This window comes from Moorena sp. SIO3E8 (genome assembly GCF_010692445.1).
In the GTDB taxonomy this organism is placed as follows: Bacteria; Cyanobacteriota; Cyanobacteriia; order Cyanobacteriales; family Coleofasciculaceae; genus Moorena; species Moorena bouillonii.
This window is the reverse complement of the sequence record NZ_JAAHHM010000076.1, coordinates 1-17,073: the sequence shown is the minus strand read 5'-3', so window position 1 is coordinate 17,073 and position 17,073 is coordinate 1. Positions and strand designations below refer to the sequence as shown.

Below are 17,073 nucleotides of genomic sequence, written 5' to 3'. Positions count from 1 at the left end.
AACAACTACGGGGCTGGCTATTACCCCTAGTAACATAGGAGATAATTTTATTATGACCTATCGCGACCGTCTTAGTCCGTGGGTAATTGTGCGGTTATTACCCAAAATGCAACGAGTAGTTGTTGCTCGCTTCCGTAACCGTTCAAATGCAGAGGGTCACTTGCACCGTCTCCGACAGCTGATGCCTGATGTCGAATTTGTGATTATTTTTGAGACTGGGGAGGAATTAGATAAGAAATAAATAAATAAATAACTGGTTGTTTGTGGACGGTTGACAGTGGTTTGTGGGTAAGCATTCAGCCGTCAGCCGTCAACCGTAAACTGAGCCATAAAAATATTATAAAAGTTGAGACTTGACCGCTTTTTTCTCTGATGAAAAAAAACTATAGTTATTAGGTCGGTCAAATTTCCACTTCTCTACACACTAAAGGATAAACTCATGAAACATTTCTTAGCATCTACCACCTTAGTCACAGGATTGGCATTACTGCCATCCTTGGCTAGTACACCAGCCAGTGCCTATACCCTGTTTCAAGCAACATTGGATAGTGCTCAGGAAGTCGCTCCTGGAGGGGTTACCCAATCCCCAGCAACTGGCTCTGCCAGCTTAAAACTCAATGATGCTGCTACAGAACTGAGTTACAGTATTAACGTTGTTGGTGTTGACTTTAGCCAGCTAGCAGATGTACCAAGTCCTGCAAATGCTCTAGATGTTGCTACCTTGCTCCATTTTCACCAAGCTCCCCGTGGGGAAAATGGTCCGGTAGTCTTTGGTATTTTTGGTCCGGATCAGGATAATAATGACCGCACGGTTACCTTTAACTCGGATGGCTCAACCACTATCTCAGGAATTTGGGATCTTGATGATCCTGCCAGTACTTCCTTGAGTGAGATTGCTCCTGGACTGCTGGCTACTGCTCCTGGTGCAGATACGGATCTTTATTTGAATCTTCACTCAGAAAATGACCCAGCAGGGATAATTAGAGGACAAATCATTGCTACCCCTGTCTCCGAACCCTTCTCAGTATTAGGGTTACTAGCGGTGGGAGTCATTGGTGCAGGTTCAGCAATCAAGAGAAAGCTAGTAAGCTAGTACTCTGTCAATTTAGTTTTTAGGGTTAGGTGTTAGGGGTTAGGTGTTAGGGGTTAGGTTAATGGTTAATGGTATTAGAAATAATGTTAGGTTAATAATGTTAGGTTATAGTATTTAAACCCTAATCCCTAATCCCTAATCAGCAAAAGTAAAAGTCTAGTTACCCCGTCAATTTAATCGATGGTTAAAATCATCAGCCGTAAATCCTTAGGTACTCAACCTGTCTATGATATTGGTGTCAAGAGCGACCATAACTTTATTTTGGCAAACGGTATGGTTGCTTCCAATTGCTTCAACAAATCTCACTCCACCGCCTATGGCTATGTAACCTATCAAACTGCCTATCTCAAGGCGAATTACCCAGTTGAATATATGGCAGCACTGCTGACAGCGAGTAGTAACAGCACGGACAAGATACAGAAATATATTGCTACTTGCTCAACTATGGGCATTGAGATTTTGCCACCGGATATCAATCGTTCTGATTTTGATTTTACCCCCATCTCTAATAGTATATTGTTCGGGTTTTCAGCAATCCGGAATTTGGGACACGGAGCAATTAATTGTATTATCAAGGCTCGGGAGACTGGTGGTGAGTTTAAGGCTTTGGCAGATTTATGCGATCGCGTCGATTTGCGCACCCTTAACCGCCGTGGTTTGGAAGCTTTGATTTACTGTGGTGCCTTTGATAGCATTCAGCCCAACCGCCAGCAACTTATCAAAGACCTCGACCCAGTAATTAGTTGGGGGCAAGACCGTGCCAAAGACCGAGAAAGTGGTCAGCTGAACATTTTTGATCTCTTTGGCAATACTAATTCTGAGCAAGATCAAAATCAGAACAATAATGCTTGGGAATCTGCTCCCACCGCTCCAGCAGTTTCTGATTTTTCACGCCAAGAAAAATTAAATTGGGAAAAAGAATTGCTGGGTTTTTATGTGTCTGACCATCCTTTAAAATCAGCCCGTCCAGTAGCTCAAGTGCTTTCTCCTGTCAGTTTGGCCGAGTTAGGAGACCAAAAGAAGGGGACAACGTTGAGTGCTATTGTGATGCTCACTGAAGTTAAGCCTCACCTCACCAAAAAAAATAATGAACGCATGGCCTTTGTGCAGATGGAAGATCTGACCGGTCAAGCTGAAGGAGTTGTATTCCCAAAAACTTACGAAAAAATTAGTTCATTACTGCAAGCCGATTCCCGTTTAATTATTTGGGCGAAGGTGGATGAGCGAGATGAGAAAATTCAACTGATTATTGAAGATGCTGAGCTAATTGAAAGTTTAAGAACAGTAGTAGTAGAACTTACCCCTAAGCAAGTTACGACAAACAACCTTAACCAATTAAAATCGATTCTGCAAAAACATTCCGGTAAAAAACGTCAGGCAAAAGTACCCGTACTGGCAACTATTCCTACACCCCAGCAGTATCAATTTGTCCGTTTTGATTCTAAATACTGGGTGCAAGATGACCAAGTAACGGTTAATGCTCTCAAAGCTAGCGGATTTGATGCCCGTACTGCTCCAGTTATTAAGAGTTGAGTAAGGAGTTGAGTCTTTGCTCTTCTGTTCTTAGCAATCTACTAAAACTATAGCATTTACAAATAGTTCATGAACAATCTTGCTGATTTATAATAACATCAAAAACTCTTCGGAGCTCTTTTTTACTATTCCCTATTCCCTTTTCCCTTTTCCCTACTCCCTGCTCCCTGCTCCCTGCTCCCTGTTCCCTACTCCCTACTCCCTACTCCCTGCTCCCTTCTGTCTCAACCTTAACCAGGATTTTGCTGAGGATTAGAAGAGCCAATAAACTCAGATTGAATCTCCTCCAATTCCCGATCAAGTTTAGTTTTAGTTTTCGGTAAACTGCTAGAACCAGCAACCTTAGAGCCAAGAGTTGGATGTTTTGAGTTAGGGGTCGGATTACCCATAATTTCAGACTTCAATTCTTCTAATTCTTGAGCAATCCTTTTATTCAATCCCCCAACTGCAGGCTTTGATGGTACAGTAGGTTTGATAGGTGTAACTGGTTTTCGTTGTCTTAAAGGTGTAACTGGTTTTTGTTGCCTTAGAGGTGTTGCGGGAGTTGTCTGAAGATGCAACTCTTTACTTACCTCAGCCGCTGATTGATAACGTCGGTTAATAGCCCCCGCTATCATCTTGTCGATGATGCGACCAAGCTGATCACTAATAGGATGACTCAAAACGTTGCGCCAAATCCAGACACCCTCCCTGACATCAAATAAATCACAGGGGTGCCTATTGGTCAACAAATGAATACAAGTGATACCAAGACTATAGATATCACTGGCAAAAACTGCTCTACCAATACTTTGCTCTGGTGATACATAACCAAATGAGCCAATCGCTGTCCCAGTTTTGCCTAGACTAGTGCCAGTAGCAGCTTTCGATGCTCCAAAATCAACTAGAACCAGTTGACCAGGGACCTGGGTTGCTCCCCCGACAACCGAAGACCTTAAACTCCTGCGGCGAATAATGTTTTCTGGCTTGATGTCCCGGTGGATGACATGATGTTGATGAACAAATTGCAGCAATGGCAGCAAATCATCCAGTAGCGCCCGAATTTGTGCTTCATTAAATCCTCCCCCACTGGCCAGTTCTTGGACTAAGTTTTGTCCATCGATAAACTCTTGCACCAAATACTGTTGGCTATCTTGACAAAAATACGCCAGCAATTCCGGAATTTGAGGATGTTTGCCCAACTCATCCAGCCGTACCGCTTCCAGGGTGAATAACTCAGCTGCTTTTTGAACCGTGTTAGTTCCCTGGGCTTGGGGAAAAAACTGCTTGATGACGCAGGGAGGTTTGGAAGGTTTATCTTCATCCACAGCCAAGAAGGTTTTACCAAATCCACCCTGACCTATAGGTTTAATCCCTCGGTATCGCTCTTTGAGCAGCAACTTCGAGCCACAGGCAATGCAAAATTTAGTTCCTTCTCGATTTTTGGGATTGGGGCAAGTGGGATTGAGACAGTAGCTCATTATCGTGGTCAGCAGTCGGGCTTTTATCTATAATTATATATTGCCCTATCTATGAACAGATAAACAATGATGTGATCAGGACTGATGGTCATCATAGGGGATTTTTTGATCTTATCTAGCTGATCTCCCTATCCCCTCATTATCATCTAATTACCTGATTACTTGAAACCCTGATAGCAATCCCTGTAGGAATTGTGAGAATTTTTGATGGCATATTCCCTACTCCCTACTCCCTACTCCCTACTCCCTACTCCCTACTCCCTGTTCCCTTTGCGATATGTTCCATAATTGCTTGTCGGAACCCCAATACTACTAAAGTATTGGACAGGGTTAAAAAAAACTCAGCACTGCCATGTAGCCAATCCACATCAGCTAATGCTTCCTGATAAACTACCTCGGAATAAATCCCAGCTGGAATAGTAATAAAAACAAACACCAAGAGGACGTAAAATCCGATTAGCGCTAAACGGGGTGTTTGTCCAGAACGAGTGATAAACCACAAGAATCCTAGGTAAGGAAATAGGGAAATAGCAAATAATGTTTCTTTAGAAATCATCTGAAGATCAGGAAAAATGCTCGAGTTGTCAAAATGATTCGTAAAACGTAAGCATTCAGCCGTCAGCCGTCAGCCGTCAGCCGTCAGCTTATTTTATTCAAAAGCACCTCAAGTAGCGTGGGTGTAGCGCATAAACTGTTCCCGTAACGTGGCCATTCGCGTAGCGTGGCCATAGGCCAAGGCTAATGGCTGATAGCTGATAGCTGATAGCTGATAGCTGATAGCTGATAGGCTGATAGCTGATAGCTGATAGCTGATAGCTGATAGCTGATAGCTGATAGCTGATAGCTGATAGCTGATAGCTGATAGCTGATAGCTGATAGCTGATAGCTGATAGCTGATAGCTCAATGCTTACCGTAAAACTTATCCCTGGCATTGGTAGCAACCCTACGCTGAACGCCAAATCCACCAAGCTGCTCCACAAAGGGTACAGTTACCTACAACCGTCATCGCTGCTTGGAGTGTTACCATCCACTCCAGGGATTGTTGGTTGTCAAAAAAGTGCCAGGTGATAGCACACATCGCACTGACCAATGCTGGTAACATAGCAAAAGACAATGCCCACCATGCACGATTGCCAGTAATTTCACCATAGGTCCAGATTAACCAAATTGCAGCAATCCACTCGATAACACTGGAAATGTGAATAATCCAAGTTGGAATTGATAGAGCATGCATAAAAAAACTTAGTACTACAGACTAATGGGTAATGGGTAATGGGTAATGGGTAATGGCTTAGGAGTAATCAAAATTAAAATTACTAATTTTAAAGTTACCAAAACCCAAGCTTGATAATAGTGAGGCTTCTAGACATCCCATTATCGACCGTTGACTTGTTTGAGTATACCAAGATTATACCAGCTACTTTACCTAAACTTTAAACTATGATTAGTACTAATGCTAATAACCAATCCGAACATGCCTAATCCTATCCTGGCTAAATTAAATATAGCGTTTCTTATAGCTATATAACGATTTTGCCTTTGTCTCTATCTCCTCAGGGGACCTGTTGGAACTAGCCGATACAACTAGTGACTTTGTCGCCTCCACGACTTCTTTTAATTCACAGACTGGCTACAAAACATTTACTTACGAGTTTACAACAGCTGGCACGTTTACCTTGAGTATAGGAGTGGTGGATATGGCCGATTCTACGGTTGATTGATACCGGATAGCGATAATAGCCAATGGGCATAAATTAGCAATGGTCAAGTTAATACCAACTTTGGTGGCGATGGCAACTCCCTTTGGTTTGATGGCGGTTCTGCAGAAGATAACTCCCGTTATGCTATTACCCAAGCCCTAGATGTTTACCGTGGCGGTACTATTTCCTTTGATCTGATCATTGGTAATATCATTGGTAATAGTAATAATGGAGGGGAGAATGCCGATTCTGGGGAAGATATCGCTCTTGAATATTCCATTGATAGCGGTATCTCTTGGGTAAGACTGGGTTTGTATGACACAGAAGACTACATCAGTTGGAAAACTATTACTGAGAGCATTGACACCGATGCTATAACTAGTGCTACTCAGTTCCGCTGGCTACAGCTTAACCATAGTGGTTCTGGATTCGATAACTGGGCTATTGATAATGTGCATATTGATTTGGTTTAGATTATGAATCACTATAATCATCTGTTTTATTTAATTAATCTAAACTCAAGCCGAAAAAAGAAAAAGAGGGAAAAAGCCTAGGTTAACTTTACATACCTAATTGATATGCCTAGGTTTACCATTTCCCCTGTAAATGGATAAATTCATCTGATGATTGCCGTATCTTCTTTATATCAATCCTTAGTTCAATTAAGAGCTGCTATCTCTAGTTTAGATAATAGCTCTTTCTCAACGTATTCTAGGTGATGTAAATCCTCAGCTACAATTAATAGAGTGACATCCCCTTGAGTTCGTAAGGTGTCAAATTCATAAGGAAAGACAAAATTCTGAGTACTATTACCCTGGTAGATTAAGGAACCAATCTTTTCCCTTAGGGTGCTAAAACTACAGGGTTCGATTTTAATTCTCAAAACCTTCCAGCATCCATCGTAGTCACTAGAACCAAACAAATTGTCAAGAATGAAAAATGCAAAGGACGATCCGTTCAGTCGGGCGTTGTTTTCGATGGGAAATATTCCTTGATCTGTGACAATATAATCGATGCCTAAGATGCCAAGATAGCCATCATCTCGCATGTGCTGGGCTATTTTGAAGGAGTAATCGCGAATTAACCCTTCTATCCTTTTTGAATAGGGTTTTCCTTTCACGTTACCGATATGTTGTAACCCATTAAACAGCTGGCATGTTATGCCCAGATGAGCAATTTCTCCATTGCTGCCAATCATCCACTGGTCATTGGGGGATGTAATGACTTTGAGGAATGGCTCAATTAAAAAACAACTCTCTCCCGATGCCAGCATTTTTGGCATCTCAGTGTCGAGGTTACTCCTGTTAACTTTATAAAGTGATGAGCCTACAGACCCTTGTGCGCCCCGGATCAGTAACGTCTCATAATCCTTAAGCCAACCTAAGATTTCCTGTCGCAGTTCTGTCTCAAAATCCTCAGAGTCTGATGATTTACTCAGGATAGTTCCTGGTACTGTGGGAATACCAAGAGACTGACACAGGGACTTGAAGGTGGACTTGTCAAAATACTTTAAGGTAATAGACTGATCACAGCCAAAAAAAACGGCATCAATGGTTGACGCCGCCTCTTTATCTACATCTGCAGAATAATAGGGAACAAACACCAAAGGTTTTCCGATAGATGCAAGAAATGCTCTAACTTCATCCGCTTTTTGCATTATCAGCTCTGAGAGCAGTGCTGGTTCATTTTCACGGTTGAAGGCAAAGACTTTCTGGGGTCCTAAGCCAAGATTTTTCAGCCAGTCGTAGTACTCTGCATCCAGATTGCCAGGAATGATCACGACATCTTCTGAACCAGCTACAGCTAAGGCTCGTGACGCCCAAGGTTCAAGTGTATTCTTGCCCTGAAAGTGGGGTTGGCTTCGGATATCGAAGGCAAATACCCTGACTTGATCTGAATTTGAGGAAATCAAGTCCAGAATAGAGCTTGATTTTGCGATCGCATTTGAGTTTACGCTTGAGTTCAATGCATCCTCTTGATGGGTGTGATTACCAATTAGCCTTTTGCTGCCAGAAGCACCATCCATATGCTTACTCCATACAGACCTAACATACGACTTATTACAAATTACAAGCGAAATTAGAAATGAACCTATCTCCGTCTAGGAGTAGGACAAACCGTGCCCGCTGCTACCCTCGTACTTAACTGTGAGCAGTTAATCATAATAACTGCTCCAGAGTCAAGACCCTATCCCATAAGTTTTACTGATGGGATAGGCTAAATACACCCTGTTTTTATGAGGGGTCATGGACACAAAATTAGCGGCAATTGCCAAGTGCGCTTAAGCCCTACTACAGGCTATGGGATCGTCATACTATAGGTTTTAGTCCTATACAAATGAAATTTCGATTGATTTTTTTAACATTTTCTCATAAAAATTAGGTGTTAAGTGTTAGGTATTAAGTGTTAGGTATTAAGTGTTAGGTATTAAGTGTTAAGTGTTAGGTGTTTGGTGTTAGGTGTTTGGTGTTAGGTGTTTGGTGTTTGGTGTTAGAACGGGAACATATACAAGCAAGGACCTGATGGGTCACTTCCCATTTGCTGTAGAACTGTTGCGGAGTCATAGCCATTGGACACTGACTGTAGCCTTGGATCAGTTAGCGCCCTGCCTTAGTTAGGGAGTGAGGGGACGCGGGGCAGGTATAGGTTTTACCATAGTTATGGTGTCTTTAGTGATAGGTAGCGGGAAGCCAGGGTCCCCCTGCTCAAAGTTCTGGCTTCCAACTTTTTGGTTAATTTGGGTTTGACCACTTTTTTGATAACGCAAAACACTTAAAAAACACAATTAACGCCTAAAAGTTCGGAAATTATTTTTATAATCGGAGATGTATTCAAATCAACATAAATCAATAAGGACTTAAGCAGTTGCGCTACATATAGTGATGACGTAACCATTGCTCCCCTACAATTATGGTTGAGGAACAGAAGCAAGGGTAAGTCCTGTCAATAAAAACTAATCACAAATCACTAATGCCTATTAGTTACCGATTCTTGGCAACAGCCGCAATATAAAGGAGTTTTATCAATGAGGCGATGGCGACCCATACTGTTGCTTGTGGCTTTTGTCCTAACTATAGTTCTCTCTAACTGCGTTAGCCCTTCTAATTGGATTGGGAAAAATACCCCTCCCAGTCCTACTCCTACTGTTTCTGAGAGTCCAACTCCCAGCCCTAGTCCCAGCCCTAGTCCCAGCCCTAGTCCCAGCCCTAGTCCCAGCCCTACTCCCAGCCCTACTCCAACTCCAACTCCAACTCCAACTCCAACTCCTACTCCTTCCCCAACTAAACCTCCTAAGGATTCCAAGGGAAGGACAATCGTTTACGGAGCAGTGGGACAACCAGAAAACCTAGAACCGGGTAATATCAGCGACCGGGAATCCCTAGTTGTCCAGAAACAAATTTACAATCGCCTAGTGGAATACAAGCTGGGAACGATTGAACTGGAACCGGGATTAGCTACTGATTGGGAAGCGTCTCGGAATAGCAGAGTTTGGACATTTAAACTGCGCCAAGGGGTGAAGTTTCATGACGGGACTAATTTCGATGCTGAAGCGGTTAAGTTCAATGTCGAGCGTTGGTGGGACCCGGAAAACAAATATGGCTATCGCGATAAAGACAGAAAGTATCAAATTTGGGCTGATTTATTTGGTGGCTTCAAGAGAAACTCTAAATCCCTATTACAAGAGATAGTCATCAAAGATAAGTATACAATTCAATTTGTCCTGAAACAGCCCTTAACCATTTTTCCAGCTATGATTGGGTCAGGCTACTTTGGTATCGCTAGCCCAACAGCCATCAAGAAAGCAGGTTCTAAGTATGGTCGTGACTCATCTCTAGCAGTAGGGACAGGTCCATTTAAATTCAAAGAGTGGCGTAATGGCAAGGAAATTATCCTAGAAAAAAACCCAAACTACTGGAAACCAAACCTACCTAAAGCAGAAAAGGTAATCGTGCGGTTCATCCCGGATATTGGGAAGCGGCTGACCATGTTGAAATCTGGAGAGATTGACTTCACTTCAGACCTAGTTCCTAAGCAATTAGAAAATTTAGTTGGTGAGGCTAACCTCAAATCGATTTTCCGTCCCTCCTTCAACGTTGGATATCTATCCCTCAATACCAACTACAAACCCCTTTCCAAACAAAAGGTACGGATTGCGATCGCATTAGGAATTAATCACCAAAAGATTGTCGAAAAATATTGGCAGGGTTTAGGAGAGAGTGATGCTCACTTCACCCCACCCCTACTGGATTGGTCTGAGTCACCCAATTTTGGTAGCTATAAATATGATCCACAGCTAGCCAAGCAACTGCTGAGGGAAGCTGGCTACCCCAAAGGCTTTGACCTCGAACTGTGGTATATGAAAATTTTCCGCCCCTACTATCCTGATCCCAAAGCGATCGCCCAAGCAATAGCTGATGACTTAGGTAAGATTGGCATCAAGGTTACTTTAAAAACCAAACCCTGGAAAGATTATCTCAAAGACCGACAAAAGTCTCCTGGCTTCCAAGGATTTATATTGGGTTGGACTGGGGAATATGGGGACCCAGATAACTTCTACTATTCCCACTTCGGACCTAATGCTACCGCTGACCTTGGACGTTGGAAAAATAACCAAATCCTACGGCTATTGGAAACCGGTCGTAAGACCCAAGACAAGGATGCTAGAGCAAGAATCTATCGCCAAGTGGATAAAATTTTATTTGAAGAAGCCGTGCGCATTCCCATTGTCCACTCCCAACCGCTTTTAGGTAAGCGCGCCAATATTCAAGGCTGGAAGCCCAGTCCACTGGGTTCAGAATCCTTTGAAACTGTGGATAAGATTTAGATAGAACACTATAATTACAAATGTGTAACTTCAAAGGTAACAACTCTTGGGACAAAAACTCTTGGGACAAGTAATACTGCTCTAGGCTTTTTATTTGAGATGTAAACAGAGGAGTGAGGCCAAAAGCGAACAGCGAACAGGGCAAATGTCAGAGTAGTAAAGAGTTACGAGTAGTTTTTGTCGTTATGAGAAATAGGCATAGTTTTTCATGACCTATTTCTCAAGGCTATATATCCAAAAGGGAACTAGTTCGATGACAAAAAAAAGGAATACATCTAGAGACGGATTTAGGAACCGGTTAGAAAACTTGGCTTTAAACAACTTCAAGGGGATTTGGGAGTTTATTCAAAGCAACGACTCTCTAAGACGTCAAGCCAACAAAACAATGATTAACAATGTCGTCTACAAAATTCCCACTCGTCCCCATAAGTTAAGCGCGATCGCACCCTATACTTCTTGGGACTCATTAACAGACCGAACCTGGAGCGGACGACATTTACCCCCCGATCCAGAGTTCAACAAACCAGGGAACCTTCCCCCTCTCGAAGACCTTGCTGTTTTGTTTCGCAAACAAGAGGGGAAAACCATCTATTCCGAGAAGTCTACCCTGCTGTTTCCCTATTGGGTGCAGTGGTTTACGGATGGCTTTTTGCGCACTGATCACTACAATAAATTAAAGAATACCTCTAACCACGCCATCGATTTATGTCCCGTCTATGGGTTGAACAGAAAATCTACAGACATGCTGAGATCCCATCAGGGCGGGAAACTGAAAAGCCAGATTATCAATGGTGAAGAATATCCTCTCTTCTATTACGACGATCCAGAACAGGGAGTGGTCAAGCCAGAGTTTGACGGGTTGTATGAGCCGCTCAATGATCAGAAGCGACTAGACCCAGCTAAGAAAGCCAAACTATTTGCCATGGGTGTAGAACGAGCCAATGTCCAAATTGGCTATGTAATGCATAACGTTCTGTGTCTGAGGGAACACAATCGCCTGTGTGATTTACTGGCTAAGCATTATCCCGATTGGGATGACGAGCGACTCTTCCAAACGGCCAGAAACATCGTGATGGTGGTAATCATGAAAATTGTGGTGGAAGAATATGTTAATCACATTACCTCCTATCACTTTAATTTCATTGTCGATCCCCCAGCGTTTACCAATGAGAGATGGTATCGCCAGAATTGGATGACAGTAGAATTTAGTTTGGTATATCGTTGGCACAGTGCCCTTCCCGAAACTCTGACCTATGACAGCAAGCAAATTCCGATGGTGGATAGCCTCTGGAATAATGAAATGCTGATCAATAAAGGCTTGGGACCATTGTTTGAGGAGACCTGTTCCCAAGCAGGCAGCAAAATTGGTTTGTTTAACACCTCAGAATTCCTAATACCTGTTGAATTGGCAAGTCTCGACTTAGGTCGTCAAGCTCAACTGGCTAGCTACAATGATTACCGGGAAATGTGTCAGTTTCCCCGGGTGACGGATTTCGATCAGATCACAGCTGATGAAGATACTCAAAGGGAACTAAAACGGTTATACGGTGATGTTAACAATATTGAATTCTATGTGGGACTCTATGCCGAGGATGTGCCACCAAATGCGACAGTACCTCCCTTGGTTAACCGACTGATAGCAATTGATGCGTTTTCCCAAGCATTGACCAATCCCTTGTTGGCAGAAAATATCTTCAACGAAGAAACTTTTTCTCCGGTCGGTTGGGAAGTAATACAAAACACCAATACTCTCTCAGATGTGGTAAACCGCAATACTCAACAGCAGGATAAAAGCTATAAAGTAACATTTGACAATCCGTAAGCAAGGCATCGGGTATTGTCAAGGAAAAATTCAACAAGAAATTCAAGCTCTCTGATTTAAAAATCACCGGTTAAGTAAAATTTGAGTCTCAATCACCAGCTATCTGCTCACAGAATTTGACAGTACCCGATCAAACCCACTGGTATCCTCAAGGAGTTTTGAGCACAACCAATTCCTCAAAATTTTTCTATAAAAAATAACCATGAAGCTATTTACAGAATATCCCGAAAAGGACGAACGAAACTATTACGACCTTGTAGCCGAGCAAGTCAGGATTCAGATGGATAAGCTTTACAAGGATGAAGAACGGGCTTTGCGAGACACCCATGCCAAAACCCACGCCTCGGTGGAGGGAAACCTAGAAATTTTTGATTTTGATCAACAGAGTATTAAGACCGAACTAGGGAAACGAACTCGGCTTACTCAAGAGCAACTCAATGGGATTTCCCTCAAGCAAGGACTTTTTGCGAAACCGAAACAATATCCTGTTCAGCTACGATTTGCCAATGGGCGAACAAATGTTGAAAACGACTATGTCGAAGACACACGCTCAATGTCTGTGAAAGTGATTGGTGTTGAAGGAGAAAGCCTAGAACAAAGCTACGAACCAAACACTCAAGATATTATTGTTCAAAATGCCAAGATCTTTTTTATCAAAACCATCAAATATTATTATGAATTTTTTGGCTCCATAGTTGAGTCAGAAAAAGCTGCCCAAAAGTGGCTCAGGACTCATCCCAGGCAATTGCTAGCCCTAGCTAAAGTAACAGCTCGAACCCCAAAGAGTTTATTAACGGAACGGTATTGGAGTGGTTCTGCTTATGCCCTTGGACTCAAACCAGATTTTGATCAGTCTCAACCGGGCTTAGTTCCTGTTGACTATCCCGCTGTGATCAAATATGCCTTTACCCCTGTTTCATGCCAGCCTCCCCATCAAAGCATGCGATATCAGTCCCGACCAGGTATTCCCAAACTTCCCTTCATCAATCGCGCCAAGGCTCTGGGATTGGATGAAAGCAAACCGGACAATTACTATCGAGACGAGCTGATCGAACAACTATCAAAAACCGATGCCCTTTATTGCTGGGACTTTGGCATCCAATTCCAAACCAACCCGAAAATGTCCATCGATGATGTCACAATTCGTTGGAGTGAGAAGAAATCACCATTTTTTACGGTTGGTCGCCTTACAGTCAAGCATCAGATCATCGATTTTGACAAACAATACGACTCTGCTGAAAACCTACGATTTTCCCCGTGGAATGGCTTAGTAGTTCATCGTCCTGTGGGAGCTCTCAACCGGCTCCGTAATGTAGTTTATCCGATTGTGGCTAAGTATCGTTATCAAAAACGAGGACTCAACTACTAGTCTTTCAACTTAAGCATACATGTTAAAAGTAACAAGTAATATGTTACTTGTTACTTGCTAATTTTAAATTTTTAAGTAACAAATAAGAAACACCCAAGAATTATACCCAGAGAATTATAACTATTCAAGTCGCCCCCCCAGCTCCTTCGTAATCAGTTAGCTATTTGCAGTCAGCTAAAACCCTAGCAGCTTCCACAAGACTAGATCACAGCAATGCATTCAATTTCGACTAAAACATCCTTAGGTAGTCGGGAAACCTCAACACAGGCACGAGCTGGAGCGTCTTCCTCGTTAAAGTATTTGGCATAGATCTGATTTACTGTCGCAAAATCATTCATATCTGCCAGAAATACCGTGGTTTTGACTATGTCCGGGATTTTAGCTCCAGCAGCGACTAAGATAGCTTCAACATTAGCCATTACCTGTTCTGTCTGCTTGGCGACATCATTAGCACCAACAATCTCACCGGTGCTAGGGTCAAGGGGAATTTGACCAGCTACAAAAATCATTTGACCGCTGACTGCGATCGCTTGATTGTATGGTCCTACAGGTGCTGGGGCATTGGGGGTACGGATAATGTTTCGTGTCATAGTCTTCAGTCGTTCCAGGATGGACAAGTTAACACATTCCAAGATAACAGTTTGAGGATTCCCATCTCAGCCTTATCCCTGACCGATAAGTCTTGATCTTGGTAGTGAGGAGGTCAAGAATAGGGGGATGATGGGTAATAGTGGTATTAGTAGGATGAGGGGTCAGAAAGTGCTATGTCATCAATGCACCTCATTATCAGTAGTGCGTAGGGTGCGCACAGAAGACGGGCGAGCCCTCATTTTCTACCTTTTCGCCACTGTTGAGACCGCCAGTCTGGAAATAAAACGGGCAAGATGCCCGTTCCACCCACGGAGTCAAACTGGTTATAAATCAAAGGCTGAAATCCAGTAATTATATTAAGAAACCCGATTTATGCTTAATTACTGTAACCATTAACTATTAACAATAGTAACAATTTACCATTAATTATTATATACTGAATCTAGATTTTGGAGAGAATATTTGCTACTAGTTAAACACCACAAAAACTAAGAATTTCCAAAAAAGGCGTATGTGAATGAATAATAAAATCCTGAAAACTATAGATCAACTAGGTATTCGATTTGTGCGTATCCTTTGGTGCGACAATGCTAACATAATCCGTGGTAAAGCAGTCCACCGGAAAACCTTACCAGACTACCTCAAACACGGTGTGGGCATTTCAGCAGCCCAGCAAGCTCTACCGGTGATGTATGATGTCCCAGTCCCAGGCAGTGGCTTGGGACCTATCGGTGAAATCCGCTTAGTACCGGATTGGGAAACCTTAACCTCCTTACCCTATGCTCCTGGTCATGCCCGTGTGTTTGGGGATATGGTCAACAATGGTAGCCCATGGCCCTGTTGTCCCCGAAACTTCCTCAAAAGGATGGTAGCAGAAGCGGAAAGTGAGGGCTTACAAGTGGTTGCTGCATTTGAAAATGAGTTTTACCTGCTGCAGCCAACTCCTGAGGGGATTCTACCGGTAGACAATACCGTATTTGCCTCGACGCTGGCAATGGATCAACATCAGCAGGTGATTGACCACATTGCTGAAGCCTTGGTGGAGCAAGGGATGCCTGTAGAGCAGTATTACCCAGAATCTGGTCCTGGTCAACAGGAAATTTCTATACTATACACCCAAGCCCTACCAGCGGCAGATCAACAAATAGCCTTCCGGGAGACAGTAAAAGCGATCGCATTTCAACATCACCTGGTTGCCTCATTTCTGCCCAAAATCCTAGCTGACCAAGCTGGTAATGGTTGTCACCTCCACCTCAGCCTATGGCGGGATGGGAAAAACCTGTTACTCAATCCAGAAGGGGATGGGGGACTTTCCCAAGTCGCCTGTCAGTTTATTGCTGGAATTTTACAGCATTTACCTGCTTTAATGGCACTAACCACACCCAGTACTAATTCTTATCGACGGATTCGCCCTCATTGTTGGAGTGGCGCGTTCCGTTGTTGGGGAATCGATAACCGAGAGGCTGCGGTTAGGGTACCGAGTAACCCAGACGGTGGAAGTCCAAGCAATTTTGAACTTAAAACTGTTGATGCTTCTTCTAATCCTTATCTAGCCTTGGGAGCAGTAATTGCGGCTGGCTTGGATGGAATTCGTAACAGTTTGGAATTGGGAGAAGCCGTGGTGGTAGATCCAGGACATTTGACAGAATTAGAACGTAGTGAGAGGGGTATTGAGTTATTGCCAACTACTTTAGGGGAAGCGATTGGTAACTTAAGTGCTGATCAATTACTGTTGGATGCCTTAGGAGTAGAATTGGCTCAAGCCTATCTAGCGGTAAGGAAAGCCGAGTGGGAGGCAATGAAAGATTTTGAGTTGGAGGAGGAAGTCGAGGTTTTATTAGAGCGATATTGATAGTATTGATATTGGTAAGCATTCAGCCCTCAGCTAATGCGCTACCTCAAGCGCGTCGTTCGCACAGCGTGGCCAAACGCGCCCCGCGTGGCCTTTTGGCCAAGGCCAAAGCCTGTGCCACGCAAGCTACTTGAGGTGCTAGCAGAAGCTTTAAACTGATAGCTGAATGCTTATGCATAGTTGTTTCTATTTTAAATTAAAAAGGGGATATGATCTGATAAAAAATCCCACTTGATCTAATCGCAACCGTCCCTATCTTTAATTGGCAAGAGGGTAACGTTTCACTTTGTATGATGCCTGTTGTGTCCCCCTGATTCCGCTTATTCCTAACTCCAATTCACTCAGCTTTTTTTGTAAACCACAGTACTGAATTTCTGCAACACGTAGATTCTCGGCTGCAACTTGCTTTTTATCGTTTAATTGACGTAATTTTCCCTGAGATACATTTATTTTCTCTTCCAAACTGCGTATTTCTCCTCGAAGAGCAACGAAACGTTCTTGTGATGTCTGTACTTCAGTGCGGAAAGTGTTTCGTTGTTGTTGTAGGGTTTTGATTTCCCCTCGCACAGCCACTAGTTTCTGGTCTAAACCTCGTTGTTCACGGCGAGAGGCTTCTAGCCGTTCTTGGGAAGTTTTGATTTCCCCTCGCACAGCCACTAGTTTCTGGTCTAAACCTCGTTGTTCACGGCGAGAGGCTTCTCAATACGGTTCGGTTAAGCTTGAAAAGCATGTAAACTGGTAATTGTCATCAAGGTGCGAAGGGCAAAATGCAACTCAAAGAATTCTCCTTGGTTGTACCGAAGATTGAATCAGGTACAGTACTCAAA

16 protein-coding genes and 1 pseudogene are annotated in these 17,073 nt (G+C 43.0%); 9 read left to right on the top strand and 8 right to left on the bottom strand.

Annotated features, from left to right (window positions below):
- The first annotated feature begins 52 nt into the window (after positions 1 to 52).
- The 4 genes from F6K46_RS25755 (at position 53) to F6K46_RS25740 (ending at position 2,882) form a co-directional block, all read left to right on the top strand.
- Complete coding sequence (locus F6K46_RS25755; RefSeq protein WP_293062347.1) at positions 53 to 241, top strand: hypothetical protein; 189 nt, start codon at positions 53 to 55, stop codon at positions 239 to 241.
- A gap of 198 nt (positions 242 to 439) precedes the next feature.
- Positions 440 to 1,093 carry a CHRD domain-containing protein gene (locus F6K46_RS25750; protein WP_293062349.1) on the top strand — a complete coding sequence of 218 codons (654 nt, stop codon included), beginning with the start codon at positions 440 to 442 and terminating at the stop codon, positions 1,091 to 1,093.
- A 180-nt stretch (positions 1,094 to 1,273) separates the two neighbouring features.
- Positions 1,274 to 2,626, top strand: coding sequence for an OB-fold nucleic acid binding domain-containing protein (locus F6K46_RS25745; protein WP_293062351.1), 1,353 nt, complete (start codon positions 1,274 to 1,276; stop codon positions 2,624 to 2,626).
- Between the two features lie 79 nt (positions 2,627 to 2,705).
- A complete protein-coding gene (locus tag F6K46_RS25740; RefSeq protein ID WP_293062353.1) occupies positions 2,706 to 2,882 on the top strand; it encodes a hypothetical protein in 177 nt (58 codons plus the stop codon).
- 301 nt (positions 2,883 to 3,183) lie between these two features.
- Here the strand turns inward: F6K46_RS25740 and F6K46_RS25735 are convergent.
- The 4 genes and pseudogenes from F6K46_RS25735 to F6K46_RS25720 all read right to left on the bottom strand — a co-directional run.
- Positions 3,184 to 4,086 (bottom strand): annotated as a pseudogene (locus F6K46_RS25735) (serine/threonine-protein kinase); the annotation flags it as partial.
- Positions 4,087 to 4,333: 247 nt separating this feature from the next.
- On the bottom strand, positions 4,334 to 4,642 hold the full coding sequence (locus F6K46_RS25730; protein ID WP_075901722.1) for a DUF3593 domain-containing protein: 309 nt from the start codon (positions 4,640 to 4,642) through the stop codon (positions 4,334 to 4,336).
- A gap of 97 nt (positions 4,643 to 4,739) precedes the next feature.
- A complete protein-coding gene (locus F6K46_RS25725; RefSeq protein WP_158069699.1) occupies positions 4,740 to 4,991 on the bottom strand; it encodes a hypothetical protein in 252 nt (83 codons plus the stop codon).
- Between the two features lie 39 nt (positions 4,992 to 5,030).
- The gene (locus tag F6K46_RS25720; protein ID WP_008184715.1) at positions 5,031 to 5,321 is read right to left on the bottom strand and encodes a DUF2499 domain-containing protein; all 291 of its coding nucleotides are present in this window, start codon (positions 5,319 to 5,321) and stop codon (positions 5,031 to 5,033) included.
- 519 nt (positions 5,322 to 5,840) lie between these two features.
- Between F6K46_RS25720 and F6K46_RS40260 the strand changes: the two genes are divergently transcribed.
- Positions 5,841 to 6,260, top strand: coding sequence for a hypothetical protein (locus F6K46_RS40260; protein ID WP_330359505.1), 420 nt, complete (start codon positions 5,841 to 5,843; stop codon positions 6,258 to 6,260).
- 185 nt (positions 6,261 to 6,445) lie between these two features.
- On the opposite strand, the gene F6K46_RS25710 is transcribed toward F6K46_RS40260, so the two are convergent.
- On the bottom strand, positions 6,446 to 7,813 hold the full coding sequence (locus F6K46_RS25710) for a hypothetical protein (protein ID WP_075901718.1): 1,368 nt from the start codon (positions 7,811 to 7,813) through the stop codon (positions 6,446 to 6,448).
- Between the two features lie 999 nt (positions 7,814 to 8,812).
- Between F6K46_RS25710 and F6K46_RS25705 the strand changes: the two genes are divergently transcribed.
- From F6K46_RS25705 to F6K46_RS25695, 3 genes are all read left to right on the top strand, one after another.
- Positions 8,813 to 10,612: an ABC transporter substrate-binding protein gene (locus F6K46_RS25705; protein ID WP_293062358.1), complete on the top strand. Its 1,800-nt coding sequence runs from the start codon at positions 8,813 to 8,815 to the stop codon at positions 10,610 to 10,612.
- Between the two features lie 253 nt (positions 10,613 to 10,865).
- Positions 10,866 to 12,434, top strand: coding sequence for a peroxidase family protein (locus tag F6K46_RS25700; RefSeq protein ID WP_293062360.1), 1,569 nt, complete (start codon positions 10,866 to 10,868; stop codon positions 12,432 to 12,434).
- Between the two features lie 202 nt (positions 12,435 to 12,636).
- Complete coding sequence (locus tag F6K46_RS25695; protein WP_293062362.1) at positions 12,637 to 13,803, top strand: catalase; 1,167 nt, start codon at positions 12,637 to 12,639, stop codon at positions 13,801 to 13,803.
- Between the two features lie 200 nt (positions 13,804 to 14,003).
- On the opposite strand, the gene F6K46_RS25690 is transcribed toward F6K46_RS25695, so the two are convergent.
- Positions 14,004 to 14,393: a RidA family protein gene (locus F6K46_RS25690; protein ID WP_075901698.1), complete on the bottom strand. Its 390-nt coding sequence runs from the start codon at positions 14,391 to 14,393 to the stop codon at positions 14,004 to 14,006.
- Positions 14,394 to 14,911: 518 nt separating this feature from the next.
- Between F6K46_RS25690 and F6K46_RS25685 the strand changes: the two genes are divergently transcribed.
- Positions 14,912 to 16,246 carry a glutamine synthetase family protein gene (locus F6K46_RS25685; protein WP_075901696.1) on the top strand — a complete coding sequence of 445 codons (1,335 nt, stop codon included), beginning with the start codon at positions 14,912 to 14,914 and terminating at the stop codon, positions 16,244 to 16,246.
- A gap of 46 nt (positions 16,247 to 16,292) precedes the next feature.
- Here F6K46_RS25685 and F6K46_RS25680 read toward each other — a convergent pair whose 3' ends face one another.
- Positions 16,293 to 16,424 (bottom strand): hypothetical protein, encoded by a 132-nt coding sequence (locus tag F6K46_RS25680; protein ID WP_269087039.1) that lies wholly within the window; start codon positions 16,422 to 16,424, stop codon positions 16,293 to 16,295.
- Between the two features lie 80 nt (positions 16,425 to 16,504).
- The gene (locus F6K46_RS25675; protein WP_293062368.1) at positions 16,505 to 16,903 is read right to left on the bottom strand and encodes a hypothetical protein; all 399 of its coding nucleotides are present in this window, start codon (positions 16,901 to 16,903) and stop codon (positions 16,505 to 16,507) included.
- Between the last annotated feature and the right edge of the window lie 170 nt (positions 16,904 to 17,073).

Bases quoted from the DNA above. Each gene is read 5' to 3' on its own strand.
- F6K46_RS25680 (WP_269087039.1), bottom strand. From the start codon at position 16,424: ATGCATAAGCATTCAGCTATCAGTTTAAAGCTTCTGCTAGCACCTCAA.
- F6K46_RS25700 (WP_293062360.1), top strand. From the start codon at position 10,866: ATGACAAAAAAAAGGAATACATCTAGAGACGGATTTAGGAACCGGTTA.
- F6K46_RS25690 (WP_075901698.1), bottom strand. From the start codon at position 14,393: ATGACACGAAACATTATCCGTACCCCCAATGCCCCAGCACCTGTAGGA.
- F6K46_RS25750 (WP_293062349.1), top strand. From the start codon at position 440: ATGAAACATTTCTTAGCATCTACCACCTTAGTCACAGGATTGGCATTA.
- F6K46_RS25685 (WP_075901696.1), top strand. From the start codon at position 14,912: ATGAATAATAAAATCCTGAAAACTATAGATCAACTAGGTATTCGATTT.
- F6K46_RS25710 (WP_075901718.1), bottom strand. From the start codon at position 7,813: ATGGATGGTGCTTCTGGCAGCAAAAGGCTAATTGGTAATCACACCCAT.
- F6K46_RS25695 (WP_293062362.1), top strand. From the start codon at position 12,637: ATGAAGCTATTTACAGAATATCCCGAAAAGGACGAACGAAACTATTAC.
- F6K46_RS25705 (WP_293062358.1), top strand. From the start codon at position 8,813: ATGAGGCGATGGCGACCCATACTGTTGCTTGTGGCTTTTGTCCTAACT.
- F6K46_RS25755 (WP_293062347.1), top strand. From the start codon at position 53: ATGACCTATCGCGACCGTCTTAGTCCGTGGGTAATTGTGCGGTTATTA.
- F6K46_RS25720 (WP_008184715.1), bottom strand. From the start codon at position 5,321: ATGCATGCTCTATCAATTCCAACTTGGATTATTCACATTTCCAGTGTT.
- F6K46_RS25745 (WP_293062351.1), top strand. From the start codon at position 1,274: ATGGTTAAAATCATCAGCCGTAAATCCTTAGGTACTCAACCTGTCTAT.
- F6K46_RS25730 (WP_075901722.1), bottom strand. From the start codon at position 4,642: ATGATTTCTAAAGAAACATTATTTGCTATTTCCCTATTTCCTTACCTA.